Source organism: Peribacillus muralis, assembly GCF_001645685.2.
Lineage (GTDB): Bacteria > Bacillota > Bacilli > Bacillales > DSM-1321 > Peribacillus > Peribacillus muralis_A.
In genome coordinates this window covers 1,361,813-1,387,702 of the sequence record NZ_CP017080.1, presented here as the reverse complement: position 1 = coordinate 1,387,702, position 25,890 = coordinate 1,361,813, and the positions used below count along the sequence as shown (strand labels likewise).

General features: G+C 41.4%; 29 protein-coding genes and 2 riboswitches. Of the genes, 13 read left to right on the top strand and 16 right to left on the bottom strand.

The features are described 5' to 3' along the window. Window positions 1–429 precede the first annotated feature (429 nt). A complete protein-coding gene (locus ABE28_RS06665; RefSeq protein WP_064466495.1) occupies window positions 430–1,065 on the top strand; it encodes a Bax inhibitor-1/YccA family protein in 636 nt (211 codons plus the stop codon). A 255-nt stretch (window positions 1,066–1,320) separates the two neighbouring features. Here ABE28_RS06665 and ABE28_RS06660 read toward each other — a convergent pair whose 3' ends face one another. From ABE28_RS06660 to ABE28_RS06650, 3 genes are all read right to left on the bottom strand, one after another. After that, window positions 1,321–1,878, bottom strand: a complete 558-nt coding sequence (locus ABE28_RS06660) for an acyl-CoA thioesterase (RefSeq protein WP_064466496.1) — start codon at window positions 1,876–1,878, stop codon at window positions 1,321–1,323. Between the two features lie 137 nt (window positions 1,879–2,015). Next, window positions 2,016–2,555, bottom strand: a complete 540-nt coding sequence (locus ABE28_RS06655) for a M15 family metallopeptidase (protein WP_064466497.1) — start codon at window positions 2,553–2,555, stop codon at window positions 2,016–2,018. 64 nt (window positions 2,556–2,619) lie between these two features. Further along, window positions 2,620–3,102, bottom strand: a complete 483-nt coding sequence (locus tag ABE28_RS06650; RefSeq protein WP_064466498.1) for a DinB family protein — start codon at window positions 3,100–3,102, stop codon at window positions 2,620–2,622. 188 nt (window positions 3,103–3,290) lie between these two features. Here ABE28_RS06650 and ABE28_RS06645 point away from each other — a divergent pair, with 188 nt between their 5' ends. Next, window positions 3,291–5,102, top strand: a complete 1,812-nt coding sequence (locus tag ABE28_RS06645; protein WP_064466499.1) for an ABC transporter ATP-binding protein — start codon at window positions 3,291–3,293, stop codon at window positions 5,100–5,102. A gap of 49 nt (window positions 5,103–5,151) precedes the next feature. Here ABE28_RS06645 and ABE28_RS06640 read toward each other — a convergent pair whose 3' ends face one another. Beyond that, on the bottom strand, window positions 5,152–5,853 hold the full coding sequence (locus tag ABE28_RS06640) for a DUF459 domain-containing protein (RefSeq protein WP_064466500.1): 702 nt from the start codon (window positions 5,851–5,853) through the stop codon (window positions 5,152–5,154). Window positions 5,854–6,070: 217 nt separating this feature from the next. Between ABE28_RS06640 and ABE28_RS06635 the strand changes: the two genes are divergently transcribed. Then, on the top strand, window positions 6,071–6,577 hold the full coding sequence (locus tag ABE28_RS06635; RefSeq protein ID WP_064466501.1) for a GNAT family N-acetyltransferase: 507 nt from the start codon (window positions 6,071–6,073) through the stop codon (window positions 6,575–6,577). Window positions 6,578–6,660: 83 nt separating this feature from the next. Here ABE28_RS06635 and ABE28_RS06630 read toward each other — a convergent pair whose 3' ends face one another. Both ABE28_RS06630 and ABE28_RS06625 read right to left on the bottom strand, forming a co-directional pair. Next, a complete protein-coding gene (locus ABE28_RS06630) occupies window positions 6,661–6,855 on the bottom strand; it encodes an aspartyl-phosphate phosphatase Spo0E family protein (protein ID WP_257390732.1) in 195 nt (64 codons plus the stop codon). Window positions 6,856–7,116: 261 nt separating this feature from the next. Further along, window positions 7,117–7,305, bottom strand: coding sequence for a Fur-regulated basic protein FbpA (locus ABE28_RS06625; protein ID WP_064466503.1), 189 nt, complete (start codon window positions 7,303–7,305; stop codon window positions 7,117–7,119). Between the two features lie 161 nt (window positions 7,306–7,466). Further along, a riboswitch (SAM riboswitch) is annotated at window positions 7,467–7,571 on the bottom strand. Between the two features lie 149 nt (window positions 7,572–7,720). Then, a riboswitch (TPP riboswitch) is annotated at window positions 7,721–7,824 on the top strand. 91 nt (window positions 7,825–7,915) lie between these two features. Between ABE28_RS06625 and tenA the strand changes: the two genes are divergently transcribed. Genes tenA through thiE form a run of 5 tightly spaced genes read left to right on the top strand, consistent with a single transcriptional unit; the run spans window position 7,916 to window position 11,342 of the window. Next, on the top strand, window positions 7,916–8,605 hold the full coding sequence (gene tenA / locus ABE28_RS06620; RefSeq protein WP_083231971.1) for a thiaminase II: 690 nt from the start codon (window positions 7,916–7,918) through the stop codon (window positions 8,603–8,605). 9 nt (window positions 8,606–8,614) lie between these two features. Further along, a complete protein-coding gene (thiW, locus tag ABE28_RS06615) occupies window positions 8,615–9,142 on the top strand; it encodes an energy coupling factor transporter S component ThiW (RefSeq protein ID WP_257390731.1) in 528 nt (175 codons plus the stop codon). Next, window positions 9,111–9,917, top strand: coding sequence for a bifunctional hydroxymethylpyrimidine kinase/phosphomethylpyrimidine kinase (gene thiD, locus ABE28_RS06610; protein WP_064466506.1), 807 nt, complete (start codon window positions 9,111–9,113; stop codon window positions 9,915–9,917). The genes thiW and thiD overlap by 32 nt, the downstream gene beginning before the upstream one ends. After that, on the top strand, window positions 9,914–10,729 hold the full coding sequence (thiM, locus tag ABE28_RS06605; RefSeq protein WP_064466507.1) for a hydroxyethylthiazole kinase: 816 nt from the start codon (window positions 9,914–9,916) through the stop codon (window positions 10,727–10,729). The genes thiD and thiM overlap by 4 nt, the downstream gene beginning before the upstream one ends. Next, complete coding sequence (gene thiE, locus ABE28_RS06600) at window positions 10,710–11,342, top strand: thiamine phosphate synthase (RefSeq protein ID WP_064466508.1); 633 nt, start codon at window positions 10,710–10,712, stop codon at window positions 11,340–11,342. Before thiM ends, thiE begins: the two co-directional genes overlap by 20 nt. A 40-nt stretch (window positions 11,343–11,382) precedes the next feature. Here the strand turns inward: thiE and ABE28_RS06595 are convergent, their stop codons facing one another. Then, entirely contained in the window at window positions 11,383–12,588 is a 1,206-nt protein-coding gene (locus ABE28_RS06595; RefSeq protein ID WP_064466509.1) for an MFS transporter, read from the bottom strand. A gap of 229 nt (window positions 12,589–12,817) precedes the next feature. Here ABE28_RS06595 and ABE28_RS06590 point away from each other — a divergent pair, with 229 nt between their 5' ends. Then, on the top strand, window positions 12,818–14,305 hold the full coding sequence (locus tag ABE28_RS06590; RefSeq protein WP_064466510.1) for an aldehyde dehydrogenase family protein: 1,488 nt from the start codon (window positions 12,818–12,820) through the stop codon (window positions 14,303–14,305). A 348-nt stretch (window positions 14,306–14,653) separates the two neighbouring features. Next, the gene (locus tag ABE28_RS06585) at window positions 14,654–15,886 is read left to right on the top strand and encodes an aminopeptidase (protein ID WP_064466511.1); all 1,233 of its coding nucleotides are present in this window, start codon (window positions 14,654–14,656) and stop codon (window positions 15,884–15,886) included. A gap of 194 nt (window positions 15,887–16,080) precedes the next feature. On the opposite strand, the gene ABE28_RS06580 is transcribed toward ABE28_RS06585, so the two are convergent. Further along, window positions 16,081–16,929, bottom strand: a complete 849-nt coding sequence (locus ABE28_RS06580) for a DUF1835 domain-containing protein (RefSeq protein WP_257390730.1) — start codon at window positions 16,927–16,929, stop codon at window positions 16,081–16,083. A 521-nt stretch (window positions 16,930–17,450) separates the two neighbouring features. On the opposite strand from ABE28_RS06580, the gene ABE28_RS25440 reads away from it, so the two are divergent. After that, window positions 17,451–17,618, top strand: coding sequence for a hypothetical protein (locus tag ABE28_RS25440; RefSeq protein WP_167353387.1), 168 nt, complete (start codon window positions 17,451–17,453; stop codon window positions 17,616–17,618). Window positions 17,619–17,743: 125 nt separating this feature from the next. On the opposite strand, the gene cspC is transcribed toward ABE28_RS25440, so the two are convergent. Continuing rightward, the gene (gene cspC, locus ABE28_RS06575) at window positions 17,744–17,944 is read right to left on the bottom strand and encodes a cold shock protein CspC (RefSeq protein ID WP_010331195.1); all 201 of its coding nucleotides are present in this window, start codon (window positions 17,942–17,944) and stop codon (window positions 17,744–17,746) included. Window positions 17,945–18,233: 289 nt separating this feature from the next. On the opposite strand from cspC, the gene ABE28_RS06570 reads away from it, so the two are divergent. After that, window positions 18,234–18,494, top strand: coding sequence for a hypothetical protein (locus ABE28_RS06570; protein ID WP_064466513.1), 261 nt, complete (start codon window positions 18,234–18,236; stop codon window positions 18,492–18,494). 62 nt (window positions 18,495–18,556) lie between these two features. Here ABE28_RS06570 and ABE28_RS06565 read toward each other — a convergent pair whose 3' ends face one another. The 3 genes from ABE28_RS06565 to ABE28_RS06555 form a co-directional block, all read right to left on the bottom strand. Further along, entirely contained in the window at window positions 18,557–19,174 is a 618-nt protein-coding gene (locus ABE28_RS06565) for a YdcF family protein (RefSeq protein WP_064466514.1), read from the bottom strand. 112 nt (window positions 19,175–19,286) lie between these two features. Beyond that, window positions 19,287–20,072, bottom strand: coding sequence for a serine hydrolase (locus tag ABE28_RS06560; RefSeq protein WP_064466515.1), 786 nt, complete (start codon window positions 20,070–20,072; stop codon window positions 19,287–19,289). Window positions 20,073–20,242: 170 nt separating this feature from the next. Next, window positions 20,243–20,410, bottom strand: coding sequence for a YezD family protein (locus ABE28_RS06555; protein ID WP_064505162.1), 168 nt, complete (start codon window positions 20,408–20,410; stop codon window positions 20,243–20,245). Between the two features lie 470 nt (window positions 20,411–20,880). On the opposite strand from ABE28_RS06555, the gene ABE28_RS06550 reads away from it, so the two are divergent. Next, a complete protein-coding gene (locus ABE28_RS06550) occupies window positions 20,881–22,269 on the top strand; it encodes an amino acid permease (protein ID WP_064466516.1) in 1,389 nt (462 codons plus the stop codon). Between the two features lie 35 nt (window positions 22,270–22,304). Here ABE28_RS06550 and ABE28_RS06545 read toward each other — a convergent pair whose 3' ends face one another. The 4 genes from ABE28_RS06545 to ABE28_RS06530 form a co-directional block, all read right to left on the bottom strand. After that, on the bottom strand, window positions 22,305–23,282 hold the full coding sequence (locus ABE28_RS06545) for an aldose 1-epimerase (RefSeq protein ID WP_064466517.1): 978 nt from the start codon (window positions 23,280–23,282) through the stop codon (window positions 22,305–22,307). Window positions 23,283–23,483: 201 nt separating this feature from the next. Then, window positions 23,484–23,783 carry a YxcD family protein gene (locus ABE28_RS06540; RefSeq protein ID WP_064466518.1) on the bottom strand — a complete coding sequence of 100 codons (300 nt, stop codon included), beginning with the start codon at window positions 23,781–23,783 and terminating at the stop codon, window positions 23,484–23,486. After that, complete coding sequence (locus ABE28_RS06535; RefSeq protein WP_064466896.1) at window positions 23,771–24,217, bottom strand: hypothetical protein; 447 nt, start codon at window positions 24,215–24,217, stop codon at window positions 23,771–23,773. Before ABE28_RS06535 ends, ABE28_RS06540 begins: the two co-directional genes overlap by 13 nt. 207 nt (window positions 24,218–24,424) lie before the next feature. Beyond that, window positions 24,425–25,822 carry a C40 family peptidase gene (locus ABE28_RS06530; RefSeq protein ID WP_064466897.1) on the bottom strand — a complete coding sequence of 466 codons (1,398 nt, stop codon included), beginning with the start codon at window positions 25,820–25,822 and terminating at the stop codon, window positions 24,425–24,427. Window positions 25,823–25,890 lie beyond the last annotated feature (68 nt).

Genomic DNA, 25,890 nt, shown 5'->3' with positions numbered 1-25,890 from the left:
GATTTTAATCAATTTTTTACATTTACACAATAGTTTTTATACAAAATTATGACAATTTTTTCTCTTTTTATAACTTTAGGAATAATTTTCTGGTATAAAAAATCATTTCCTTCATAGCTGTTATACAGTAAAGCTATGAAGCTAGATAAAATGCGACGAACAACCATTTTTAAAATCAATATTTCAGAATAACAAATACACACTCTATTTTTAGCTTTTCGAGAATTCAGGTCCCGTCTGTATGGGTAAACATCCCAGGTGAATATTTTAATATTTCAGAAAAATTAGTCCGAAGGTAGGATAACATAAACTAATTATTTCTTTCATATATATTTCAGTACTCTTAAAAAAAACCTTAATTTTACTGGCAATGAAACCTTTTTGAAGCCAATTCGTATTAAAGTAAAATATAAATGCTGAGGTGAAAAAATGTATTCACAAACCGTACAAACCTATATGCCATCCGTCATGCGGACATTCGCGTTATCGCTGGCCATTTCAGTATTGGGAATGGCCATAGGTACTTTTGTTCCTCCCGCCTTGTTCCTTCCTTTAGCGATCCTAGAGATTGCCATGTTGATTGGAGCATTCATCATGCGGAGGAAAAAAGCAATCGGATATACATTTCTATATAGCTTCACGTTGATTTCCGGTATCACCACCTATCCGATCATCGCACACTACCTAGCCGCTGCCGGTGCGAATGTTGTGATTTTAGCCGGTGTCACGACGACAGTTGTATTTGGCGGTCTAGCCCTATATGCAACAACCACCAAAAGGGATCTTTCTTTCCTTGGAGGGATGCTATTTGCCGCTTTGCTTGCATTAGTGGTCATCAGCATATTCAACATTTTCTTCCCATTAAGCTCTACAGCCATGTTGGTCTTTTCATTTATCGGGATTGTAATTTTCAGCGGATATATCTTATACGACTTCAATCGAATGAAGCACTACGGTGTAACGGCCGAGGAAGTTCCGCTCATGGCCTTAAATTTATATCTTGATTTCATTAACCTTTTCATAAATATCTTACGCTTTTTCGGTATTTTGGCAAGTGATGACTAATTTTGATTGAATGGACGCTTATAAAAAAAATGATCCATCATTTAATCTATTTGCATATAAAAAAGACTGAGGTGAAATCAATAGTGATTTCACCTCAGTCTTTTTGTCCGACAGCCAATTGTCCACAGGAATGAACGTTTTATACATCAGCATCCGAACTTTCCCCTCCAATACGATAAACACGTTTATAATGCCGACAAAAAACCAAAAAGGTTCCTGAAGGGAGACCTTTCTGAAACCTTTTTGTCAAATCACTCAACGCTTTTGTTCATCTTTATATAATCCTGGATTCGATTGATCGGTCCACGGCAGCTTCACGCCAAAGGTGCTTGCGATGAACTGTGTGTCTTCTCTTCTTTTTTTCCTGATTTGCGCCCGTTGTTTGGCCGATTCATTTAAATTGATTTCCATTTCGGTCTCAGGAACCAAATTGGGAACTGGCATAGGCTTTCCTTGTTCATTAATGGCGACAAAGGTCAAAAATGAAATGACACATAAATTGCGATCGCCTGTAACTAAATCCTCCGCAATCACTTTTACAATGACTTCCATGGATGTCCTGCCCGTATAAGTCACGAAGCTTTCCAGACAAACGGCATTTCCTTCGTGAATAGGGTGCAGGAAATCAACCGAGTCAGTCGAGGCGGTAACTACGGTGCTTCTTGCATGACGCATGGCGGATATAGCCGCTACATCATCAATATATGCCATTAACTTGCCTCCGAACATCGTGCCAATATTATTTGTATCGGGAGGGAGGACAAGACTTGTTTTAATGACCAAAGAGTCCCGGCAATGCTTTGTTTCTTCCATGGTGACTGCACTCCTTCATTCATGTCTGATTTCTCACTAGTTCACTTTATCGAATTCTCACCTGTAAAGCAATACAGATGCTTATTTTCCTGCTTTTTGTCTAAATTATCCGGAATGAAAAATAAGCTGATTCCACTTCACTGCCCTTTAGGCTGCCGGCCCTGCTGCAGCTCTCTCAAGCTCAGGCCAAACGTCATTTGCAAATGAGGATAATCCTTGAACCCAGGCCAATCCCCGCCCCATTCGAAACCTAGCCCTTTAGCGATGGTGACGACCTCCATCCAATCAGATTTCCGGTTATCGTTTCCATCATAGTCCATATCCCATATGGCTTCCCCTTGTTTATTGAGGATGGCAAAATCGATCGCCAAGCCGAAATTATGAAGCGATTCACCACCCTTTGCATATGTTACGATATTTCCCGTATTTAAACGGCCTTTTTCATAGAGCTCATTTTGTTCTTCCAAAGAACGGTATCCTGCTGTAATGATTATCGGGATGTCTAATTCATTGGCCCGTTGAATGAGTTCATCTTTTTTTTCTGCGACGATCGGATGCAGCTCATCAGCAAGTTTGATATCGTCCAAGTTAGGGGGCAGCATATACTTGTACAAGACAACCCCCAACAATCCAAACGAAATCAAGACCAGACATGCCTTTATCCAGTTAAATTTCACAGAACGATCCTTCCTGTCTAAAGTGAAAAACTCAACCAAGGAAGGATGAGTTTTTCTTCTTCTTTTATAATTTGGATTTTATCTCTTCGATTTGCAGCAAATGCCTTTTTTCGTGCAATCCTACGAATGGAATCCATTGCTTCAAGCTTAAATCCTTAAATAACGGATGAGGAAATGACTTTTGCTCGAGGTCACTTTCATCTGCATTGTCGACAAGTTGAACGAATGCACTGCGTGATTCTGCCAACTTATCTTTAACCTCTTGCAAAGTTTGGTATGAATCGGACGGAACGAGATACGAAGGTGCTTCTACCTTCATTTCACGATTCACAGTAAGTTCGATCGGTTTATCCACTGCTGGGATCCTTTCATCACTTTGCAATTTATCGCCAATACTCTTTGTAATGGCTCGTTCCATTAAATATAAATGATCCAGTACTTGGATTACGCTCCAGCGGCCTTCTTCAGGATGTGCATTCAATTGTTCATCCGTTAGCCCGTTGACTGCATTCAGAAGTTCTTCCCTTATTTTTTCATTTTCAATCATTTTTAGCATCTCCTCTTATCAGCCTGATTAATCTCCAATAATTATTTCATGTTCTATAGTAGTGTGTAAAATAATAACACTCATGAAAAAGACAGAGCCGATAAAAAGTTGTCTATTTTTTGAAAACCTCTATGATAGTCATGAAGGTTACATTCATATAACACATTGTATAAATAGGAGTGATCATTATGAGCGGGGGACATATTCCATTCAGCCACAAGGGGCGCAGCCCAATCAATGCTGCACCTTCTAAAGGGAGCATATGGATAATGCTTCAACAAATGTTCAATCGGGTCCCATCCAAATGGAAGTTTAGCTTTTTGATAATAAGTTTGATGCTATTGATTTCTTTAATTGAATTTTCCATACCCCAGCTAACCCAGTATACGATCGATGAGGTCATCCCGAAAAAAAAATATGACTCGCTAATCTGGATTGGTGCAGGTATTCTTGGCGCTGCCCTATTATTGGCTTTATTGAACTACTTAAACAGCTACGTCGTTTCCAAGGTTGGACAAAAGGCAATCCTGGATATCAGGAATAGCATGTATGACCATATTCAAAGGCTTGATATGAAATTCTTTGATAAAAACCGGACAGGTGACTTAATGTCCAGGTTGACCAATGATGTTAATTTGCTGCAGCAGCTCATCTCATCCAGCATGCTTCAAGTCGTGACGGACACCGTGACCTTCCTCGCCGTTGCCGTTTATATGCTTTTCATTAATTGGCAGCTAACCGCCGTCCTTCTGGTGACATTCCCTTTCATGTTTTATATCACAAGGGTGTTCGGGAAACGGATAAGACTGTCATTTCGATCTGTGCAAAGCTCAGCAGGAGATGTCAGCAATCAGTTGCAGGATTCGATCTCAGGAATGAGGCTCATTCAATCTTTTACAAATGAAGAATTTGAATCGGCACGGTTTGCCGAGCGGAATCATGAAAATATGGTGGCTAACATTAAATCCGTCCGGCTTCGCTCGATGTTCAGTCCTATAATTGACTTAATGAACAATATTGGTCTTGTCGCTGTGATTGTGTTCGGGGCTTGGCAGGTGATGGAAGGCAAATTTACGATTGGCTTGATAGTCGCCTTCCTCGCCTATTTAAGATTGCTGCAGAGTCCAGTTCGCAACTTCAGTCGGGTAATCAGCATTGTCCAGCAATCTGCTGCAGCCTTTGAGAGGATAACTGAAATATTGGATACAAAACCAGAAATAATCGACAAGGCTGCAGCCACTGAGCTCCCTTCAATAAAAGAGAAAATCGATTTTCAATTGGTGGATTTTGCTTATGACCAAGGTGTGCCTGTGCTATGCAACCTAAATCTAACCATGAAGGCTGGACAAGTAACCGCCCTGGTCGGCTCATCAGGTGCAGGAAAATCGACCATAACGAGCCTTCTGATCCGGTTTTATGACCCACAGCAGGGGAGGATCACAATGGATGGCCACGATATCCGTGATGTGACGTTGAAGTCCTTACGTAGCCAAATGGGGATCGTTTCACAGGATATCATTTTATTTAATGGGACCATCCGCGAAAATATCGTATATGGAATGCTTGATGCTTACGATGAAAAAATCATTGAATCAGCTAAAGCAGCACATGCACATGACTTTATCCGTTCCTTACCGGATGGGTATGATTCTCAAATTGGAGAACGAGGTGTCAAGCTTTCCGGCGGGCAAAAGCAGCGCATCGCCATTGCCAGAGCACTATTGAAAAATCCGCGAATCATCATTCTCGATGAAGCCACGGCGGCATTGGATACTGAATCAGAGCATTTAATTCAGGAAGCACTTTCACGTTTGATGATCAACCGAACTTCAATCGTCATTGCCCATAGATTATCAACCATTCAAAAGGCAGATCAAATCATCGTTCTCGAAAAGGGAAACGTTCAGGAAAAAGGAACACATGAACAGTTATTGCGAAGTAACGGCAGATACAAGCAACTTCATGATCTGCAGTTCCCCCAATTAAAAGCTAAAACTTGATATGCCCCTTATGCAAAAATGCACAGAAAGGCTTCTGTGCATTTTTGTTTCACTTAAAATCGTAACTTGCCAATATCCGATTTGTAATCAGCTTATACCCTTTTTCATTCGGATGAATCGTATCACTGAAATATTCGGCTTTCTTTTTCTTTTTAAATAAATCATCGGTAGGAATGAATACCATCCTTTTATCATGTTGCACTACTTTCTTTATTGATTGGTTATAATCCTGTATGTGTTTTTCAATTTTACGGTTGTCACTTATCGGGTTATACAGACCCACTACCAGTATATCAGCCTGATCATTTCCCTTTAGAAGTGTCGAAGTAATCTGTTTTAGATGCCTGATATATTCTTGCTTGCCCTCATTGATTTTCCGATCGTTTATTTTCTTCAAGTCCCCGCCGTTGCTATTGATGAAGTCATTCGTGCCAATATAAACGATGAAAGTGTCCGCTTTATCCAATTTAGTATGGATGCGGTAATCATCAAGCTGTTTGATGACGCCATCCGTTTCCTGCCCTTTGATGCCATAATTCCAAAAGCTAACCTTCTGTTCTGTCTCAGGATTGTTCAATTCATCCTTTAGGCCTTCTACATAACCTTCCCCATGCTTATCTCCTTTACCATAAGTTAAAGAATCGCCAAAAGCCATGACCCTTTGCATCTTGTCCGACTCCGCAGCTTGAAATTCAAATGCTACAAAACAAATAACTAGTACAATCATTAGTAGACCTGTTAATTTTTTCATTTATTTCTCCTTTTATCTTTTTCTAAGAAGTGTTTTATATGTTAAATACCCAAAAATCAGCATTCGTAACAATAAAAATGCACTGGCAGATAAAGAGGAGAAAGTGTATGATAATATAAAACTTTCAGATGATTTGGTTATATACACATTTCATTAACAAATTTATGAAATGGGCACTTCTGGATGTTGAAAAAAGTAATGGATTGGAGAGTAGATGATGAACGAGTACATACAATTCAGAGAGGCTGAATTATCGGATTTGCCTAAAATTGTGGAAATATATAATTCGACAATTGCCTCAAGAATGGTCACTGCAGATACGGACCCGATAACTGTACAATCGAGGGTTAATTGGTTTGAGGAGCATAATTCAGAAAGTAGACCGCTATTTGTCATTACTTTAGAAGGAGAAACTGCAGGATGGATGAGCTTTCAATCTTTCTACGGACGGCCTGCCTATAATTCCACAGCAGAGATCAGCATCTATATCGATGATTATTTCCGGGGAAAAGGAATCGGACGGGTTTCGATTCAAAAGGCTATTGAAGTAAGCCCGAAATTAGGGGTAAAGACTCTATTAGGATTCATATTTGCTCACAATATACCTAGCATGAAGCTCTTTTCCAAATTTGGTTTCGAAGAATGGGCACACTTACCTCAAGTTGCCGAGCTGGATGGCATTGAACGGGATTTAGTCATCCTTGGTAAACGCATTGATGGATAATCATTAACTTAAAAGCTATTGCCTTAGGCAATAGTCTTTTTATTTTCACGAAGAAGTCCATCAACCTAATTGAACCAGAGTATTTAAAAATACCTATACACTTTCTGAAGAGAAAAATATTCAGCTTCCCTTGTCTTTGTTAACGCATTTAACAGGGTGTCCAATTCTTGACTTGCTTGAATCGTCAGTAGACTGTTTATACCGAAATTCTCCGCCAATTCAATCATCTCTTGCCTTTTTTCTTCTATTATTTCAGGGGTTATCTTTCGGGAAAACAATTTATATACACCTCCCATAAATTCAATATTTTTACACTATAATCATAATGAAATTCATAGTTAAAATCAACTATTTACTTGTTGCGAAATTGTGTTTCCACACCCGTTAAATGTGACAAATTACTCATGACTTTTTCAAATGTGTATTTTTTGTGACACCCGCTCTTAAGACGTCAAAAAAGCATTCACCCATGTACACTGTGAATGCTTTTGCCATTTATATTTTATTTCATTATGACGAAATGATAGCCTTACCTCTTGCTATGTCATCCACTCTGTAGGAGATTCACTATCAGTCCTATTTATAACGATCTTATATTCATCTTCCAAAACTTTTAAAGGGGCATCATAAAGGTGCCTTTCATCAGAGGTTTTGTATACTCCTTTCGCCAATAGCTCCTCTATCAGCAACGCCTTTCTCTGCTCGATACCCTTGAATATTTCTGCCATGTAAATGGCTCCTTTCCTTGTCCGCTTATAGCCTAAGCTGTCTTTACAAGTCTCATTTTCACCAAATTATATATACCTTTTCTATTATGTCCTTAAACGCTATTTTGCAAAAATAAAAGCCTCTTCAATTAAAGAAGAGGCTGACAGGGTCCGGACGGCTCTTCTTATCTTCCAAGCAAACGCTTGTTGGATGTAGCACAGTTCCCAATACGGGTCTGCTGCCGAGGTTTCATAGGGCCAAGTCCCTCCACCTCTCTGGATAAGAATTCAATTATATAAATGATGTGAACATAATAATATCCCAATAATTCACAAAAGTCAATTACCTGTTTCCCCGCTTTTTTTCTCTCTCCCCCTTCAAAGCCGGGTTGCATTTTCTTGGCTTTCTGATATGATGTCAGTAATTACATACAACACACACCACTAGGGGAGTCTTTTTAAGACTGAGATGGAAGTCATTCCGGACCCTTTGAACCTGAACCGGCTCATACCGGCGGAGGAAAGTGGATGATATAGGTCCATTCCTTATATCCATCTGCCCCGTTCCGTTATTCAGGAACGGGGTTTTATTTTGGCAGTAAACATTTCCATACATTTTAAGGGGGATACGATGAAGCATACTAAATCAAAAACCTTCAGTGACAGACTTCATGAAAGTGCAAAGGAAATCTGGAAAAGGAACCATTCACATCCCTTTGTCCAAGCGATCGGGAACGGAACGCTTCCTGAGCATAAATTCGCTTATTACTTAAAGCAAGACTATATCTATTTGATGGATTATTCCAAGCTTTTCGCTTTAGGAGTCATTAAAGCGCATAATGTTGAAACCATGGCAAAATTTGCGGAAATCTTGAATGAAACGATTCAGATTGAAATGGATATCCATAGGCAATATGCCTTGGAATTCGGAATCACCTCCAAGCAATTGGAGGATACCGAGCCTACTCCCACCACACTTGCCTATTCAGGTTATATGCTAAATGCAGCCCAGCATGGGACACTGGCCGACCTGATTGCCTGTCTCCTTCCATGCGCTTGGGATTATTATGAAATCGGCTTGCTTTTAAAAGAACGAAACGGTAAAGACTTGGACAATAATCGCTATTCGAAATGGATTGAATCCTATTCCTCCCCAGAATTTGGTGAAGCGCACAAGTGGCTGATAACCTTATTGGAGGAATTGACGGAAGGTATGCCCGAAAAGGAACTGCAGCGATTGGAAAAGCACTTCTTGGTTACATCCCGCTATGAATATTTATTCTGGGATATGGTTCAAAATGAGCAGGATTGGCCGTTATAGGTCGTAGACATGATGTTTAGCCCAATTAAAAAAATGACGCTGACGGCAATGATCACGGCCATAACGACTTTAACAAGCTCCTTTCTATTCATCCCGGTAGGATTTGTGAAAGCTTTTCCGATTCAACACCTGGCCAATATCCTGACTGCCGTTTTACTCGGTCCTGCTTATGCGGTAACACAAGCTTTCCTAGTTTCCTTGATTAGAAACATATCTGGCACAGGTTCAATTTTCGCCTTTCCGGGCAGCATGTTCGGTGCCCTCTTGGCTGCTTTCCTTTATCGCAGGACACAACGCTTGACATTCGCATGTATTGGGGAAGTGACGGGGACCGGCATTCTAGGTTCACTTGCCTGCTATCCGATCGCGGCCCTGCTATTGGGCGAAAAGGCGACTCTTTTTGGTATGTTGCCTGCTTTTTTGCTCAGTTCATTTTCAGGTGCCATTTTCGCTTTCATTTTATTGAAAATATTATTAAAAAATGATTATATGAAGGGGTTTTTTCATGAAAAAAGCACTAACCATCGCAGGCTCTGACTCTGGGGGAGGCGCCGGGATACAAGCCGATATCAAAACATTTTCTGCACACGGTGTTTTTGGAATGTCCGTCATCACGGCCGTTACTGCACAAAACACAATGGAAGTACGTTCCGTGCAGGCGATCGACACTGCAATCATCACTGATCAAATTGCAGCCATTTTTGAAGATATACACGTCGATGCAGTAAAAATAGGCATGCTTGGTTCAAAAGAAATCGTCGAAACAGTCGCTGATTCCTTAACTGCCTTTTCACCTGCCATCGCTATCCTAGATCCAGTCATGATTTCCAAAAGCGGCCACCATTTGCTGGACGAACGAGCCGTTACTGCCCTAAAAGCGAAATTACTTCCGCTTGCAACACTTGTCACCCCTAATGTACCAGAGGCCGAGGTTCTTACTGGCTTATCGATCCGAACCGAGCAAGATTTTTACAAGGCATGCCTTTCCTTGACAGAATTAGGGTCAAATGCCGTTTTACTCAAAGGAGGACATGCAGAGGGGAACCCAAACGACCTTTTTTATGACGGGACGAACTTTCACTGGATCAAGGGAGAAAGGATCGATACAAAAAACACTCACGGTACAGGCTGTACCCTCTCCTCCGCGATTACATCCAACATGGCAAATGGACTATCGCTGCGAGAGTCGATTGAACAGGCTAAGCTCTATATTTCTGAAGCGATACGCAATAGCTTTTCAATAGGTGCAGGACATGGGCCTGTCCATCATTTTCATTCATTTTCAAAAAAAGAGCGGAGTGAATCCCTATGAAACTTTCAATAGCTGACTTGTTTGAAAAAGTAAGAGAAAGAAAACCACTTGTTCACCAAATCACCAACTTTGTTACGGTCAACGACTGTGCGAACGCCACGCTCGCCATCGGTGGATCGCCTGTTATGACATCCAGTCCTAAAGAAGTGAAAGATATGGTCAGTTTAGCAGATGCCTTGGTCCTGAACTTCGGGACAATTGATGAAAGATCCCTGGAGGCCATGGAGATAGCCGGCAGGACGGCGAATTCCAGGAATATCCCTGTCATATTGGATCCAGTGGGAGTTGGGGCCACACCCTATCGAACAGAGAAAGCAAATGAGCTACTGAAGAAGGTCTCCTTCCAGGTCATCCGCGGAAATGCGAGCGAGATCCAGCGTTTGATAGGTGGGGAAATCGTAACACGAGGAGTGGACTCAGAGGAACTTGAGATAAGCAATGCAGAGCTTGCCGCATCTGCAGCAAACCTCCTGGATAGCATCATCGTGGTCAGCGGGGCAATCGATGCTGTTAGCAATGGAAAACATACGACCGTTATTGATAATGGAAACATCCTTTTAACGAATGTAACAGGCACTGGTTGCATGGCTACCGCTCTTATCGGCGCTTTTACCGGCGTCACGGATGACTATTATGCTGCAGCTGTTGCCGGGATTTCGACGATGAGCATTTCAGGGGAACTCGCCGCCGAAAACCTCCAACAAAATGACGGGACAGGAACATTTCGGGTGCGATTAATTGATGCCATATCAAGAATGAATAAGGAATTGTGGATGAACGGAGTGAAGATAAGTGAAGAAATCGCAAATTGATTTAAGCCTATATTTAGTGACGGAAGAGTCGTTAGAACTTGAAGATTTGTTCAAAATCATGTCACAATCGATTGCTGGAGGTGTTTCAATTGTACAACTTAGAGAGAAAAACACTTCTTCCCTCTCCTTTTATAAAAAAGCTGCGGCACTAAAACAGGTATTGAACGAATTGTCCACTCCCCTGATCATTAATGACAGAGTCGATATAGCGATTGCTGTAGGAGCGGAAGGAATACATATTGGTCAGGACGACCTCCCCCTTTCCGTCGTCAAACAAATGGTTCCGGGAGAAATGATTATCGGGGTATCCGTTTCCACTTTGGAGGAAGCCCTGGAAGCGGAACGTAATGGAGCGGACTATCTCGGTGTTGGTTCGATATTCCCTACAAAAACAAAGCAGGATGCAACGCTAATGTCGATTCGTGATTTAGAGGAAATCTGCCGAAGCGTGTCGATTCCAGCCGTAGCCATCGGAGGTATCAATGCCGAAAACATTTCCAATCTTTCTGATAAAGGGCTAGCAGGTGCCGCTGTCGTATCAGCCATCATGAATGCGGAAAATCCGAAGATGGCATCCAGATCGCTATTGGACATCATAAAGAATTTTACGTAAACGCAAAGAGGGGACTGAAACTCAAGTCCCCTCTTTGCGTTTATCTCAAAACAGTATTCTTTGTTTCTTTTCCGAAAGCTACCGCTATGGCCCCCACGAGAATGGCGATTGTAAATATAGTGAAGATTGTTGAAATAGGAGTGCTTGAAGCAACCAAATACCCAACAAGGAGTGGTCCGAGGACACCCCCTACCCTGCCAATGCCAGCCGCTAACCCCGTGCCTGTACCACGAACGGCGGTTGGGTACTGCTCAGGTGTATATGCATAAAGCGCACCCCATGCACCCAGGTTGAAGAATGACAGAAGCATTCCTGAAGCGATAAGCAATGCTAACTCATTTGCCGAGCCAAAGAAATAAGCACTGATAGCCGTTCCGATCAAGTATGTAATCAGAACGAATTTACGCCCTACCTTCTCTATCAGCCATGCTGCCGAAAAATAGCCTGGAAGCTGGGCAAGCGTCATGATCAGCACATATTCGAAACTTTGGATCATACTGAACCCCTTTAGAACCATGACACTCGGCAGCCATAAAAACATTCCATAATACGAAAAGACGACACAAAACCATAATATCCACAATACGATCGTCTGGCGTAAATATTCCCTTTTCCAGACAACTTTTACATTACTGAATGCAGATGGCCGCCTCTTCTTTTCAAGCTCCGTATATTTTGGTGAATCCGGCAGGTTCAAGCGCAAATACAACGCATATAGAGCAGGAACGGCGCTTAATAGCAGTGCAACACGCCAGCCATATGCCGGAATGATGAAAAAGGAAATGAGTGCAGCCAGTATCCAGCCAACCGCCCAAAAGCTTTCAAGAAGGACTACGACCCTTCCCCTTTTACTTGCTTCAACACTTTCAGAAACCAATGTCGAGGCAACCGGGAGCTCCCCCCCTAATCCCATTCCTATCAAAAATCGCAAAATCAAGAACATGCTAAGTGTACTGACAGCGGCAGACAAACCGCTTGCGATAGAAAACAATAATAATGTAATGATGAAGACATTCTTCCTTCCAATCCTATCGGCCATCATCCCAAAGAAAACGGCTCCAACGGCCATCCCAATCGAATTTATGCTTCCTATCCAGCCAACCTGTTCACTGGTTAAGCTCCATTCCTGTTTCAATGCAACTATGATGAAGGAAAGCATACCGACATCAAGTGCATCGAACATCCACCCAAGTCCCGCAACACCAAGTAATTTTCGTTGCGAGATCGTTTTCGCATCATTTCCCATATAACCCTCCTGAAAACCTTTAGACGTTCTAGTATTTTATCCTTATTCATTTTACCTATTAACTTTCTTTTTAGCTATAGTAAATACATATGTCATGACAAAAAAAGTTCCGCGACATAAAGTTTGAATATTCCTTCTTTTTCCTTTATCATAATAATTGGCATATATCATAGCGTTAACAAGAAGTCATCATGCTTTGCCCAAGAAATCAAATTTAGGAGGGTAATTAATGACAAATCTAACGTTAGAAGTAAGTGGAAAGCTGCAAAAATTTTTAACAGGGCCAAAAAAGCTCTATATTAATGGTCAGTTCGTGGAAAGTGCTTCAAAAAAAACCTTCTCCACGCCAAATCCCGCCACAGGACAAAAACTTGCCGATGTATATGAAGCAGATAAAGAAGACATTGATTTAGCCGTTAAAGCTGCACGCAAGGCATTCGACGAAGGTCCATGGTCAAGGATGAGCGCAGCCGCCCGCAGCAGGCTTATGTATAAACTAGCAGATTTAATGGAAGAAAATAAAACCGAGCTCGCTCAATTGGAAACATTGGATAATGGAAAGCCAATCAGTGAAACGACCAATGCCGACATTCCTTTAGCGATTGAACATATGAGATATTTCGCCGGCTGGTCCACCAAGATTGTCGGACAGACCATTCCCGTAAGCGGAAACTACTTTAATTACACGAAACATGAGCCCGTCGGTGTTGTCGGCCAAATCATCCCTTGGAACTTCCCGCTTCTGATGGCCATGTGGAAGCTTGGAGCGGCACTGGCTACAGGCTGTACGGTCATTTTGAAGCCAGCGGAGCAAACGCCTCTTTCCGCCCTTTACTTGGCTGAATTATTCGCAGAAGCGGGCTTCCCGGATGGCGTCGTCAATATCGTTCCTGGTTTTGGCGAAACGGCTGGACAAGCACTTGTCGACCATCCTCAAGTAAACAAAATTGCCTTTACCGGATCTACCGAAGTCGGTAAATTGATCATGCGTTCCGCTTCCTATTCGTTGAAACGGGTCACATTGGAGCTTGGAGGCAAATCTCCAAACATCATCCTTCCCGATGCGGATTTCTCAAAAGCAATTCCCGGAGCGCTTAATGGAGTCATGTTCAACCAAGGGCAGGTATGCTGTGCAGGCTCAAGGGTTTATATTCAAAAGAAACATTATGACAATGTTGTGGCCGATATGGCCAGTCATGCCAAAAACATCAAACAAGGAGCAGGCCTAGATCCCAATACACAAATCGGACCGCTTGTTTCAGCGGAACAGCAAAACCGGGTAATGGGATATATCGAAAAGGGTAAAAACGAAGGTGCTGAAGTCTTGGTCGGCGGCAATAAACCAGGTGAACAAGGCTACTTTGTCTCCCCTACCATTTTTGCGGGAGTTGAAGAGGATATGACCATTGCCAAGGAAGAGATCTTCGGGCCTGTCATAGCCGCAATGCCATACGAGGATTTAGACGATGTCATCAATCGTGCGAATGCCAGTGAATATGGCTTGGCTGCCGGCTTATGGACAAGCGACTTGGCGAATGCCCACTATGTCGCAGGAAAACTCCGGGCCGGTACGGTTTGGGTGAACTGTTACAATGCATTCGACGCAGCTTCACCATTCGGAGGTTACAAACAATCCGGTATCGGACGTGAAATGGGATCATATGCACTCGAAAACTATTCGGAAGTGAAAAGTGTCTGGATCAATTTGAGTAAATGATATTCTTGATGACTATTTACAAAGAGGGGCCCAAAAGGGGCCCTCTTTTTGTAATTCAATAATCATATTATTTAGATTATTCGAACCTTATCAATAGTCTTTCCGCCTTTAATTTTGCTAGAATGAAAGATAGGAAAGAAAGAAGTTTTTTCTATGCATGAGTTTACCATTTTTGAAGAGGGATGGCTTGGCGAAGTGTAGGCAGGAAAAAAAGCTCATGTAGGGTTTATCAGCCCCTTTGTGGGAATAGCTATCAATATTTCCCACAGAATGTCGTAAAAAGTTTCTTTTTTTACTGACAATACGTACAATTATAAATGCAGAAAATGGAAAAGGGGTTTTGAAGTGATGAGTGATTTTCAAACGAATTTAGAAAAATATGCTGAACTTGCCGTTAAGGTAGGCGTTAATATCCAACAAGATCAAACGCTGGTCGTAAACACGACGTTAGAAGGAGCGGAACTTGTTCGTCTCATCGTAAAAAAAGCATATGAAAGCGGTGCCCGCAATGTCATCGTTAATTGGAATGATGATATCGTTTCACGCACCAAATTTGAAATGGCGCCGGATGAGGTTTTCAACGAGTATCCGAAGTGGCGGGCAGAAGAAACGATAGAACTTGCCGAAAACGGGGCTGCCTATCTTTCCGTCATCTCTTCAAGTCCGGACTTATTGAAAGGTGTACAGCCTGAGAGGATTGCCAACTTCCAAAAAGCATCCGGGACTGCCTTGAAAAAGTGGCGCCAATATATGCAATCAGATAAAGTAAGCTGGTCAATAGTCGCCGTCCCTTCTGAGGCTTGGGCTGCCAAAGTATTTCCGGAAGAAGCGGAAGATACGCGCGTCGCCAAGCTGTGGGAAGCCATCTTCAAAGCCGTTCGCGTGGATGTGAAAGACCCTGTAGCTGCCTGGAAAAGCCACGATGACACCCTGCATGAAAAGGTGGATTACCTGAATGAAAAGCATTACCAAAAATTGCATTACACAGCTCCTGGCACCGACTTGACCATCGAGCTACCTGACAAGCACCTTTGGGTCGGCGCAGGAAGCGTCAATCAGCACGGGCATGAGTTCATGGCTAACATGCCTACCGAAGAAGTTTTTACCGTCCCATTAAAAACAGGTGTTAACGGCACGGTTTCGAGCACGAAACCGCTTAGTTACAGCGGTAATATCATCGATAAATTCACCGTGACTTTTAAAGAAGGACGAATCGTCGAAGTACAAGCCGAAGAAGGGGAAGAAATCCTAAAGCAATTGGTTGCAACGGATGAAGGTTCACACTATTTAGGTGAAGTGGCACTTGTTCCATTCAACTCACCTATCTCCCAATCCAATGTTTTATTCTTCAATACCCTTTTTGATGAAAACGCATCGAACCATCTCGCCATCGGCAGCTCCTACGCTTTCTGTATTGAAGGCGGGAAAAGCATGAGCCAAGAAGAGCTTGCCGAAAATGGCTTGAATGAAAGCCTTACACACGTTGATTTCATGATTGGCTCACAGCACATGAACATCGACGGCATCAAACAGGACGGCACCTCCGAACCTGTCTTCCGTAATGGGGATTGGGCGTTTTAATTAAAGTGTTGATCTAGAGGGGTTTTGAAGGTCTTAAACCTTGAGTGGTCAAATTTCTTTATAAAACAAATGTTCATCATCAGCCACGTGTTTCTGCATACTGGGAAGCACGTGGCTATACTTGTCTAGCGTAATTTGAATGGATGTATGTCCAACTCGCTCTGAGATGACCAGTAGTTTTTAGCTAGCACCCGTTAGAGAAGTAACTCTTCCTTTAATTTCACTTCGTATCGTCTCATTGCCCTTAAAACCCCTCGATAGTCAAATATTCCTCCTGAAATTAAATCACGGAGTCGATATTCTATCCATTCATCTCCCGTGTATTGCTGCATATGACCAACGACTTCACCAATCAAACGTGCGGCCTTCATATAATCATGCGTATCTAGTACTTTATGTAATCTCTTTGCACAATGAATGATAAAAGCATCACCTCGTTCAATATTTGAATGCCTAAGCTCACCATACTCCCATGTTCTCAGATGATTTTCATTCAGCAATAATTTCTGTCCTTCTTCACTGAGGGCAATGCGTTTTGCAAATTTCATTGGTTTAAGCTCACATTGTTCATATAATTGAAGCAGTTTATCGGGAATCAATTCTCCTGATGAGCGAGGAAACTGTTCCGCTTCTAACATAGGGTATGTATAGCACTCGTGAAATGCTTTAAACGTATTGAGTTCGAACACTTCATTGACTTCATTTTGCAATAAATAAAGGACAATACGCAGACCTGTTTGCTCAGCAGCGTTCTCACATGTCCAAATAATCACCTTTTGATGAGGTGGTATCTCTTTTATTTTCTCGATTGCTTTTAGCATACCCTGTTTATAAACTTCAAGATTATTGAAGTCATCACGATAGCTCTCCTTAAACCATTGAAGACGGCTTTCTATCCCTTCTTTTGTTTGAAGTCTATCAATAGGACCAACCGATAAAATATCAGGTAACACAATGATTTCTTCTGTTTTTGCATAAGTAGTTTTACGAAATGCGAATTTTAAGCAACCTCCAGCCGAATTACCAAATACAATATGTACCATTTGTAGATGCCCTCTTTTCTCTTCATTCCTCGAAACGTGAATCATTGTTCAGAACGTATAAATGTTAAATTTAGAAAAACCTTTACCTCACGTTCATCATGTTTTGATATAACTCGTATCAACTGACTAATATTTTTCATCATCTGTCCACTTATAACCTAACTTTTTTAGTTCCTTACTTTAAACATCGGAAAAACAGGGATCCTATTTGTAACCTTTTTAACCTTTTCAAGATACACGTCCACAATACATCAAGAATATTTGCATGAAAAAATGACTCCTACTATAGTAAAACACAATAGCCTCACGAAATGCATGTGCTTATCATGTTTTCATTGTTTCCCCGCCTAACAAGAACCCATTATGTTCACCTACAATGTTTTATACTGACCTAATGGCAACACTTGATTGATATATACACCCAATACCTTCAAAACCATTACAATATCGGCGCTTGGAATATCTTGGACACATTTTTCATATCCAAATATGTTATACTATTAGTAAAGAGGGTGCATAAATTGAAAAGCAATAAGTATAATACTGGCGAAACGGTAACCATTCAAGAAACTGAAGAATTAGTAACCATTAATAAATGGGCATATGTGAAAAACATGAAAAGATATTCTTATACTGTAAAAGAACATCCTACCACTTTTTTCTTTGAAGAAGAATTAAAGAAGGCCTAATAATGTCGTTAAACCCTACTCGGCTCATGAGAGGGTTTTTTCATGTCCATTATCCTTTTTTTCCATAATAAAAAACAGACCCCAAGGAGGGATCTGTTCATATAGGTTACGATTTAATTATAAAATTAAGCTTTTTGAACGTTAGCAGCTTGAGCTCCACGAGCACCTTGCTCAACGTCGAAAGTTACTTTTTGACCTTCGTCTAAAGATTTGAAGCCTTCGCTTTGGATAGCTGAGAAATGTACGAATACGTCGTCTCCATTTTCACGTTCGATGAATCCAAAACCTTTTTCTGCATTAAACCATTTAACTGTACCTTGTTCCATTATTTGTTGCCTCCTAGTGCATAACACACATTGTATTACTATTTTTAATCGTTTGGAAAATAACTAGTATCTTCTTCTACAATTAAAAACAATTCTTTATTAGATTAACATGAAATGATTAAGATAGCAAATGATCCACTGATTTTTTTAATGTGGCCCATGCTAGAATGTGCTCTGTTATTTCCCTTTATTTTTCCAACCATGATTCAGATATGGATGAACGGGTATATCAGAGTTATAAGAAAAAGTTCTATCACATACTAAAGTAAACATCAGAGGAGGTCAAGCAATGAAATATTACAAAGTTTCCAATAGCGGTTTTGATAATAAGGTCATTGTAGCCAATAGCGAGTATGAAGCCCTTGGATATTATTTGATGGAGATTGATGATCAACTTGGTTTTGTTGATGATATAAATGTGGATGAAGTGGATGCCGATGAACGAGTCGAGATTTCCTATACAGGATATCCGATTTATAAAACACTTCATGAGATTTACCAAGAAAAAGAATTTCGGGAGGTGCCCCATGTTGTTATTGAAGTTGAGTGAAAAAAAGAAAGTCCCGCCCATTTTCTTGAAACGGGGGACTCTGAGTCACGACGAAGCGGAGTTCATTTCCCGGACAACTCGGTCAAATAGTATTTGGTGATCGCCAAATATTCCCGGATGTATGATTTCGGCACTGCCACTTTTGGTGTTTTTGCCGGTAGTCCCTTTATATTGAGCCCTTGTTTGGTCGCTATTGCAACTGCCCGGTAAATATGAAAATCATTACTGACCATCACTCCCTGTGCTGCCGGATCAGGAATGAGTGCTTTAGAGAAAACAATATTCTCATAAGTTGTCGTGGATTTGTCTTCCATAATAATACGTGCTTCTTCAATTCCCTGTTCGATCAGCCCCTGCTGCATTGCTTGTGCTTCCGAAATGTCCTCACCAGGGCCTTTGCCGCCGGATACGATGGCTACTGTCTGCTCATTCTCCTTCAAGTATTCGGCCGCTTTATCTATCCGATATTGTAAAGATAACGTTGGAATGGTGCCTTTGACCCTTGCCCCAAGAATAATCAGGTAATCGGCCTCCTCAGGAATTGCTTGTTGCTTGCCTTCCTGGATTTTCATGTGCAGGAAGCCAAAATACACCATTATCAATACAACCACGATTATTATTAATTTCACTGCCTTGTTCACCGTTTTTCCCCGTTTCGATATGCGTTCATTATTAAACATGATTCTCGATACCCTCCCATTAAGACAGTTCCATCACCATGGAGGAGTCGATAGACAATAACTTCCCAACCTTTTTTCCATAATGGTGATGACGCTGCACTACAGAGAAAATCTATACGGCCAACATATCATCATAAATCAGCTTGCCTATTTTACTGATCACTTGCCGGCTTTCTTCCTCTGACTTTATATTTTCAGTAAGTACGGCGGCATAAACAGTTCGAGACTTCAAGCGAATGATTGCACAATCATGGGAAACGCCCCGGATGCCACCTGTTTTATTTGCGACCTTCACTTCTTTGCCCATCAATGATGGAAGTTTATCTCTTAATTGCTGATTGTCAAAAACACGCAAAATTCTTTCCTGGCTTTCTTTCGTTAAAAAATCCCCTGTATGTATCGATTTTAGGCAAGTAATCGCATCTTCCGCCGTAATCGTATTGTCTCGCCCCTCCTTTAAAGCCTTAAAATCCTGCATTTCCCTTTCAAGGATGGTATTCTTCAAGCCTAGATCCTTCATGCATCGATTTATTTCTTCAAAGCCCAACAAGCTCATCATCATATTCGTTGCTGTATTATCAGAAACCGTTATCATCAAGGTCAATAAATCCTCAACGGTCAAAAATACTTTATTCGACAAAGCATGCAGGACCCCAGATCCCCCAGTCACCGCTTTCGAAGGTATGGTCACTGGTTGATTCAAATAGATTTTCTTCCGTTCACTTTGGCGATAACCTTCGATGATCATTGGTATTTTGATCAAGCTTGCTGATTGAAACAAATCTTCCTCGTGATAACCAATTGTATCCCCAAGATCAGTTTCCAATTTATAAGCGATTTTCCCGTCAAACGCTTCAACTAATGCCAAGATATCATTTTCAATCGTTTGTAATGTCATGGTCCCACTACTCCTCCTTTATCGAAGTCCCTTTAATGACTGCCCTATTCCCTAACTTATTCTACCATGTAAATTGCAGTACATTCTCCTGCAATATTCCAATTTGATTGAATTTATATATGAGAACGAAAAAAGAGCCTTCATTTGAAAGCTCCTTTAGTACCTGTTATTCATCTGGCTTTTACTGGACGGCTCTTTCCTAATGGGAACCGTTTCTTCTCAGTTGTATCCACCTGGGTGATTTCCCCGTCATGGACCGTTATTATCACTGATCCATATTGTAAATCCTCAAGACTTGAAATGATGTGCCTGATTTTCAATTCTTCTTTCTTTTCCATTTTATCTCCCCTTTACTACTGGTAATAAAGATTCGTTTCATACCTAATGTCAAAAAGAGATCATTTTCTTTCCATCGCCCTTTTTCTTGCGGAAATGGCTTACCTACTTGGACTTCATCCATTTATTGCGAATAAAAATAATCCGTTCATCGGCCCTCCCTTGCACTAAAACAACAAAAGGCACCCAGCATCTAATCAATTAGATGAAAGGGTGCCTTTAGTTGACTAATCGGCAATATTTAAAGGAGCATCCAAATAAAGCTCACTATTCTTACAAACTAACTTGGTATTGATTAATATAATCCAATCTCTTCCTTTTGTCAATATCAAAGCTGAATATTCTGATTAATAAGTCTTTAGTGTTTTACTTATTTACCACTTTACCAAACTAAACTGTTTGAGATATACTATATTAGTATAAGTTGTCGGAAATCAAACACACATCGCATTCAAGAAAGGTTCGATTATATATGGTAAATAAAAAATGGGGTTTATTGATCTTAACCACTTTCGTAGTTGGAAATATGGTTGGCGGCGGAATCTTCATGCTACCTGCCCAATTAGCACAGGTATCCAGCCCTTTAGGGGCAACATTGGCCTGGATCGTTACAGGACTTGGGGTATTCTTGATAGCACTCGTATTTGGCAACTTGGCTGTCCGGAAACCGGAATTGAAGGCAGGCCCTCAAAGCTATGCTCAATCATTGTTTAAATCTCCTTCAAAAGGAAGGATCTCGGGATATAGCATGGCTTGGGGATATTGGGCTGCGAATTGGGCTGCGACAGCGTCCGTCATCATTTCATTTGCTGGCTATTTATCGACGTTTTTTCCTGTGATGCATAGTACGAAAGTGATTTATTCAGCGGGTTCATTCCAACTCGAGCTTGGCAGAGCGCTGACGTTTGCAGTATGTACCATCGTCCTTTGGGGGATTCAGGCAATCCTCGTAAGGAGCTTTAACAGCGCTGGTAAACTGAATCTTTTTGCTACCGTTACAAAAGTGCTAGGATTCTTGTTTTTCATCATCATCACGATATTCATCTTTGATTCTTCCAACCTAGGAAACGGCGGAGAATTTTATGATAAGGCTGGTACATCCATTTCTTTAGGCGCTCAGGTTAATGCGGCTGCGATTTCTGCATTATGGGCCTTCATTGGAATCGAAGCGGCCGTCATGCTTTCTAATCGTGCCAAATCGCAAACGGATGTAAAAAAAGCGACTATCATCGGCTTGCTCATCGCCGTTACCATTTATATCGGCATCACCTTATTGACGATGGGTGCCATTTCACAAGATGAACTGAAAGTTTCACAGAAACCGCTCGTAGATGCCTTACAATCCGTAGTTGGCTCAAACGGCACCTATTTGATGGCCGCTCTTGCCGTCATCTCGCTATTCGGATCGACCATCGGATGGATCGTCGTTGCATCTGAGGTTCCATATCAGGCAGCGAAATCCAATCTTTTTCCCGCCTATTTCGGCAAAGCGAACAAAAATGGCACTCCTGTCCGATCCATGACAATAACGAATATCATGACACAAATTTTCTTGTTTTCCACCATTTCGGGCACGATTTTGGAAGCCTATAAATTCTCGATGATCGTCGCAACACTTGCCTACCTGATTCCTTATCTTGCATCTGTCCTGTATCAATTGAAGTTGGTCTTGACTGGGGAAACCTATGATATCATGAAGGGATCAAGGATTCGCGATGGAATCATCACCATCCTCGCACTAGTGTACTCCATCTGGGTCATCAAGACAGGCACAGCTGATATGCATACATTCATACTCGGCATTGCCCTGTATGTACTAGGACTCCTACTATATCCGCTGTGGATGAGAAAGAAAGCATAAAATCGAACACCTTGGCATCTGCCAGGGTGTTTTTCTTATATCTCCTTCAACACCAGTTGCGTTTTCAGCTTGACCGTCTCCCCTGCGCCCAACTCCCTCAATCCGGTAGATTCGGCTGACAAATCGAGATTGGGTGCATTCGTTACCCACGTATAAGGTTCAGGGCACACGAAGCCCTCCTGATTGAATAAAACCCAAAACTTATAGTGCTGGTCACCACGATAAATGACCTGCACACCGGCCTCTTGATCCGTAAGTACGCATTCGTTTTTCAAATCGCTTTCCTCATCATAGCCAAATATATCATCGAACAGCCGGCCTTCCAGGGAGAAGCCATTTTGGATTTCTTTTTTATTGGCAGAATCCTGGATTTTTCCTGTAGGCAAAGACCGTTCATTCAATTCCCAATGCTTGTTGACTGGAAGAGAAATAAGGCAATTTTCGATTTTACTATCCGGACCAAAAGGAAAATTGAATACGGTATGATAACCTGCTCCCCATGGAAAGGGTTCAAGGCCATCATTGAGGATTTCCAATTCAATCCCCAAGGTGTCATCGATTAAAACCAGGGACATATTGACCTTAATATCTTGCGGAAAGCTATTCCTGAGATAAGGAAAATCCCGGCTTGAAAATTCAGTCTTAATGACGATTTGATTTCCGGCTATCTTCGTTTGGATGACTTTCCACGGCTTATCATGTAAGAACCCGTGGATGTGATTGGATTTTCCCCTTTCATTGATGGGAAACCTATAAGTCGTGCACTTATAAGTGAATTGACCGTCTTCAATGCGGTTCGGCGGAAACAAAATGGGCATCCCATATAAAATCGGAAGTTTTTTGTAGCACTCTGAACACTCGGGAGTTCGCAGCACCTCAATATTCTTATTCTTGAACTTCAATGAAAGAAGGTTGCTTCCTAAAGCTGGAACAAGTACCGCTTCCACATGTTCATTGCCGAATTTTATGGCCTGCTCGTTTATGAAAGTTATATCTTCTATATAACCTGCCACATACTCTCCTCCTTAAGCTTTCATATATTCCCATCGTACTTCCACTTTCCTTTTTTTGCAACAAATGGAAGTGATAATGGAATGAATCATGAGCATCAGGGAAATCCAGCAGTCAACTAATCTTCCTTTTAGGTAACCATGCTCGTTTTTTCATAGAATTCTAAACACATAAAAAAGGATGCCTTTCCGGCACCCTTTCTTTTATCGATTGCTTTCACTTACCATGGCCACTATGCCTTCTTCTTCATCCAACACAAGCTCGATGCCAGAATATGGATCTTTATTCATATATTCATCAAGCCATAAACGAAGTGCTTCTATGAGGTTGATGGTAATCAATACCTGTTTACGCCCATCGACAAATGCTTCCGCCGAAAAGCCATAATCATCATCGAACATCAATTCAACTTCCACCTCATTGGGTTGTACCTGCTTTTTACGAGCAATGTAAACGCAAACGGCATTGATGATATCTTGTTCGGAAATCTTTAGCCTCTCCATGGATTTGGATCCTCTTTCTTCTTCTTATCCTTGAAATAAGTGAATATTTTACGGATGACAACCACTAATGCAACGATGGCTAACACATTGACCATTAGGCCAAGAATTGAACCAAGTGCTCCCATATTGGCGAATAGGCCACCAAACAGCAAGCCTGCCAATCCTCCTAGCATGATTCCCTTCATTAAACCGCCTTTAGCAAAAGAACTTCCCGTTTTCGTATTCGTTTTTGCTTTATTGGTAGTCGTAGCATCCGATTTGTTCGTTTGTTTATTTTGGAAATTCGAATTATTATTGTTGTTGCTATTGAAGCTTCTTTTCCCGGATTTGTAGCCCCTTGCATCAACTGACTCCGAGTGGTCCTGGAATACATAAGAACCAACTGGCGAGAATGCTAGTGTAATCGTAAGTAATGCAGCCATTAATTTTTTCATCATCTTTTTTTGCCTCCATTTACTAGTATGAAATGTTGTTTCCTTATATGTTTTCCCAGTTTTACTGAAAGTCCACATCACCTATCCTTGTTTTATCTTATAGTATTTACGTTCGATATCAAAATAAGTTTCATTTTTTTTCGATATTTTATCAAAAAAAACAAAAAAAGCGGGAGAGCCTCTGCCCTCCCTGCTAATTAAGAATGATTAGTTTACACGTACGACACGGCCGTTGAATTTATCTGCCCAATATCCGCTTGACATATTGGCGATTGCAACACCTGTAGAACTTTGCGAACCGATGAATTTGCCGCCGCCGACATAAATGCCGACATGCCCATCCGTTTTATACGTATTGAAGAATACTAAATCCCCAGGCTGCATTTGGCTTTTAGAAACTTGAGCTCCCGCACCTGTCAATGCCCCCGTACTTGCTGGAAGATTTACGCCGGCTTGTTTATAAGCCCAGGCAACGAACGCCGAACAGTCGAATCGACCGTTAGCAATATCTGATGCCGTTCTTCCGCCACCGAATTTATAAGTCGAGTTACCGATATATTTATAGCCTGCTGTAATGGCAGAGCCCGTATTTGCACTGCTTGGCTTGCTTACGTTTTCAGTTTTATTGGCTGCTGGCTTGCTTGCTGCAGGTTTGTCAGCAGAACTGCTCTTAGATGAATTAGAAGAAGCTGGTTCTTTAGTCGAATTGGATGATCCAGCGTTGGAAGAATTGGATGATCCAGCGTTAGAACTTGATGACGACGCTTCTCCTTTAGATGATTCATCACTAGAAGACTTAGAAGTATTCACTTCTTGTGCAGCACGATCAAGATCTGCTTTTTCCGCTGCTTTACGCTCTTCTTCTTTTTTGATATTTTCACGAATCGAAGCAATTTGGGCTTCCAGTCCAGCATCTTTATTCTCTAAAGATTGTTTAAGTGCTTCTGCTTCCGATTCTTTCTTTTCACTCTTTTCCTTCATTTCGACCATTTCCGCTTTTTGGTCTTCAATTTGGGCCTGCATACCTTTAAGTTCCACTTCCATATCCTTCAGGTTTTGCAATTTTTTCTCTACAGAATCTTGCTTTTTCTCTAGGTCAGCTTTATCCGCTTCCTGCTCGCTAAGGATTTGCTGGTCAGCTTCCACGATCGTTGCCACCGCTCCAACACGGTTAACGAACTCACCAAAGCTCTTCGAACCTAAAACGACTTCCAGGTAATCAACGTCCCCGCCGCTTTCTTGGAATGAAACGGCACGTTCCTTCAAGACTTCCTCGCGTTTAGCGATTCTATCTTCCAAAGCTTTAATTTCTTTCTTTAAAGAATCTATCGCTTTTTCCGTATCTTTGATGTCTTGTTTAGTCTCATTGATCTTTTCGTCATTTTCCTTCATTGCCGTTTCAACCTGTGCAATTTGGGATTTCATTTTCGATTGTTCTTTTTTCAATTCATTAATGACTTGCTCTGCCTCTGATATATCCGATTGTATTCCTGTACGCTGTGTTTGTATGTCCGAGATGGACTCAGCTTTCACTGATGGAATGGCAAAAGCGCTTCCTAATCCAAGCATAATTGTCGTGTTCAATACGATAAGTTTTTTCTTCAAGCTCATTTCCCCTGCTTTCCTCCCCGAGCATTTCCATCGACCCACTTCTTTTTCTCTATGAAAAATCA

Coding starts and splice junctions, on each gene's coding strand:
- ABE28_RS06665 (WP_064466495.1), top strand. CDS start 430: ATGTATTCACAAACCGTACAAACCTATATGCCATCCGTCATGCGGACA.
- ABE28_RS06660 (WP_064466496.1), bottom strand. CDS start 1,878: ATGGAAGAAACAAAGCATTGCCGGGACTCTTTGGTCATTAAAACAAGT.
- ABE28_RS06650 (WP_064466498.1), bottom strand. CDS start 3,102: ATGATTGAAAATGAAAAAATAAGGGAAGAACTTCTGAATGCAGTCAAC.
- ABE28_RS06645 (WP_064466499.1), top strand. CDS start 3,291: ATGAGCGGGGGACATATTCCATTCAGCCACAAGGGGCGCAGCCCAATC.
- ABE28_RS06640 (WP_064466500.1), bottom strand. CDS start 5,853: ATGAAAAAATTAACAGGTCTACTAATGATTGTACTAGTTATTTGTTTT.
- ABE28_RS06635 (WP_064466501.1), top strand. CDS start 6,071: ATGAACGAGTACATACAATTCAGAGAGGCTGAATTATCGGATTTGCCT.
- ABE28_RS06625 (WP_064466503.1), bottom strand. CDS start 7,305: ATGGCAGAAATATTCAAGGGTATCGAGCAGAGAAAGGCGTTGCTGATA.
- tenA (WP_083231971.1), top strand. CDS start 7,916: ATGAAGCATACTAAATCAAAAACCTTCAGTGACAGACTTCATGAAAGT.
- thiW (WP_257390731.1), top strand. CDS start 8,615: ATGATGTTTAGCCCAATTAAAAAAATGACGCTGACGGCAATGATCACG.
- thiD (WP_064466506.1), top strand. CDS start 9,111: ATGAAAAAAGCACTAACCATCGCAGGCTCTGACTCTGGGGGAGGCGCC.
- thiM (WP_064466507.1), top strand. CDS start 9,914: ATGAAACTTTCAATAGCTGACTTGTTTGAAAAAGTAAGAGAAAGAAAA.
- ABE28_RS06595 (WP_064466509.1), bottom strand. CDS start 12,588: ATGGGAAATGATGCGAAAACGATCTCGCAACGAAAATTACTTGGTGTT.
- ABE28_RS06590 (WP_064466510.1), top strand. CDS start 12,818: ATGACAAATCTAACGTTAGAAGTAAGTGGAAAGCTGCAAAAATTTTTA.
- ABE28_RS06585 (WP_064466511.1), top strand. CDS start 14,654: ATGAGTGATTTTCAAACGAATTTAGAAAAATATGCTGAACTTGCCGTT.
- ABE28_RS06580 (WP_257390730.1), bottom strand. CDS start 16,929: ATGGTACATATTGTATTTGGTAATTCGGCTGGAGGTTGCTTAAAATTC.
- cspC (WP_010331195.1), bottom strand. CDS start 17,944: ATGGAACAAGGTACAGTTAAATGGTTTAATGCAGAAAAAGGTTTTGGA.
- ABE28_RS06570 (WP_064466513.1), top strand. CDS start 18,234: ATGAAATATTACAAAGTTTCCAATAGCGGTTTTGATAATAAGGTCATT.
- ABE28_RS06565 (WP_064466514.1), bottom strand. CDS start 19,174: ATGTTTAATAATGAACGCATATCGAAACGGGGAAAAACGGTGAACAAG.
- ABE28_RS06560 (WP_064466515.1), bottom strand. CDS start 20,072: ATGACATTACAAACGATTGAAAATGATATCTTGGCATTAGTTGAAGCG.
- ABE28_RS06555 (WP_064505162.1), bottom strand. CDS start 20,410: ATGGAAAAGAAAGAAGAATTGAAAATCAGGCACATCATTTCAAGTCTT.
- ABE28_RS06550 (WP_064466516.1), top strand. CDS start 20,881: ATGGTAAATAAAAAATGGGGTTTATTGATCTTAACCACTTTCGTAGTT.
- ABE28_RS06540 (WP_064466518.1), bottom strand. CDS start 23,783: ATGGAGAGGCTAAAGATTTCCGAACAAGATATCATCAATGCCGTTTGC.
- ABE28_RS06535 (WP_064466896.1), bottom strand. CDS start 24,217: ATGAAAAAATTAATGGCTGCATTACTTACGATTACACTAGCATTCTCG.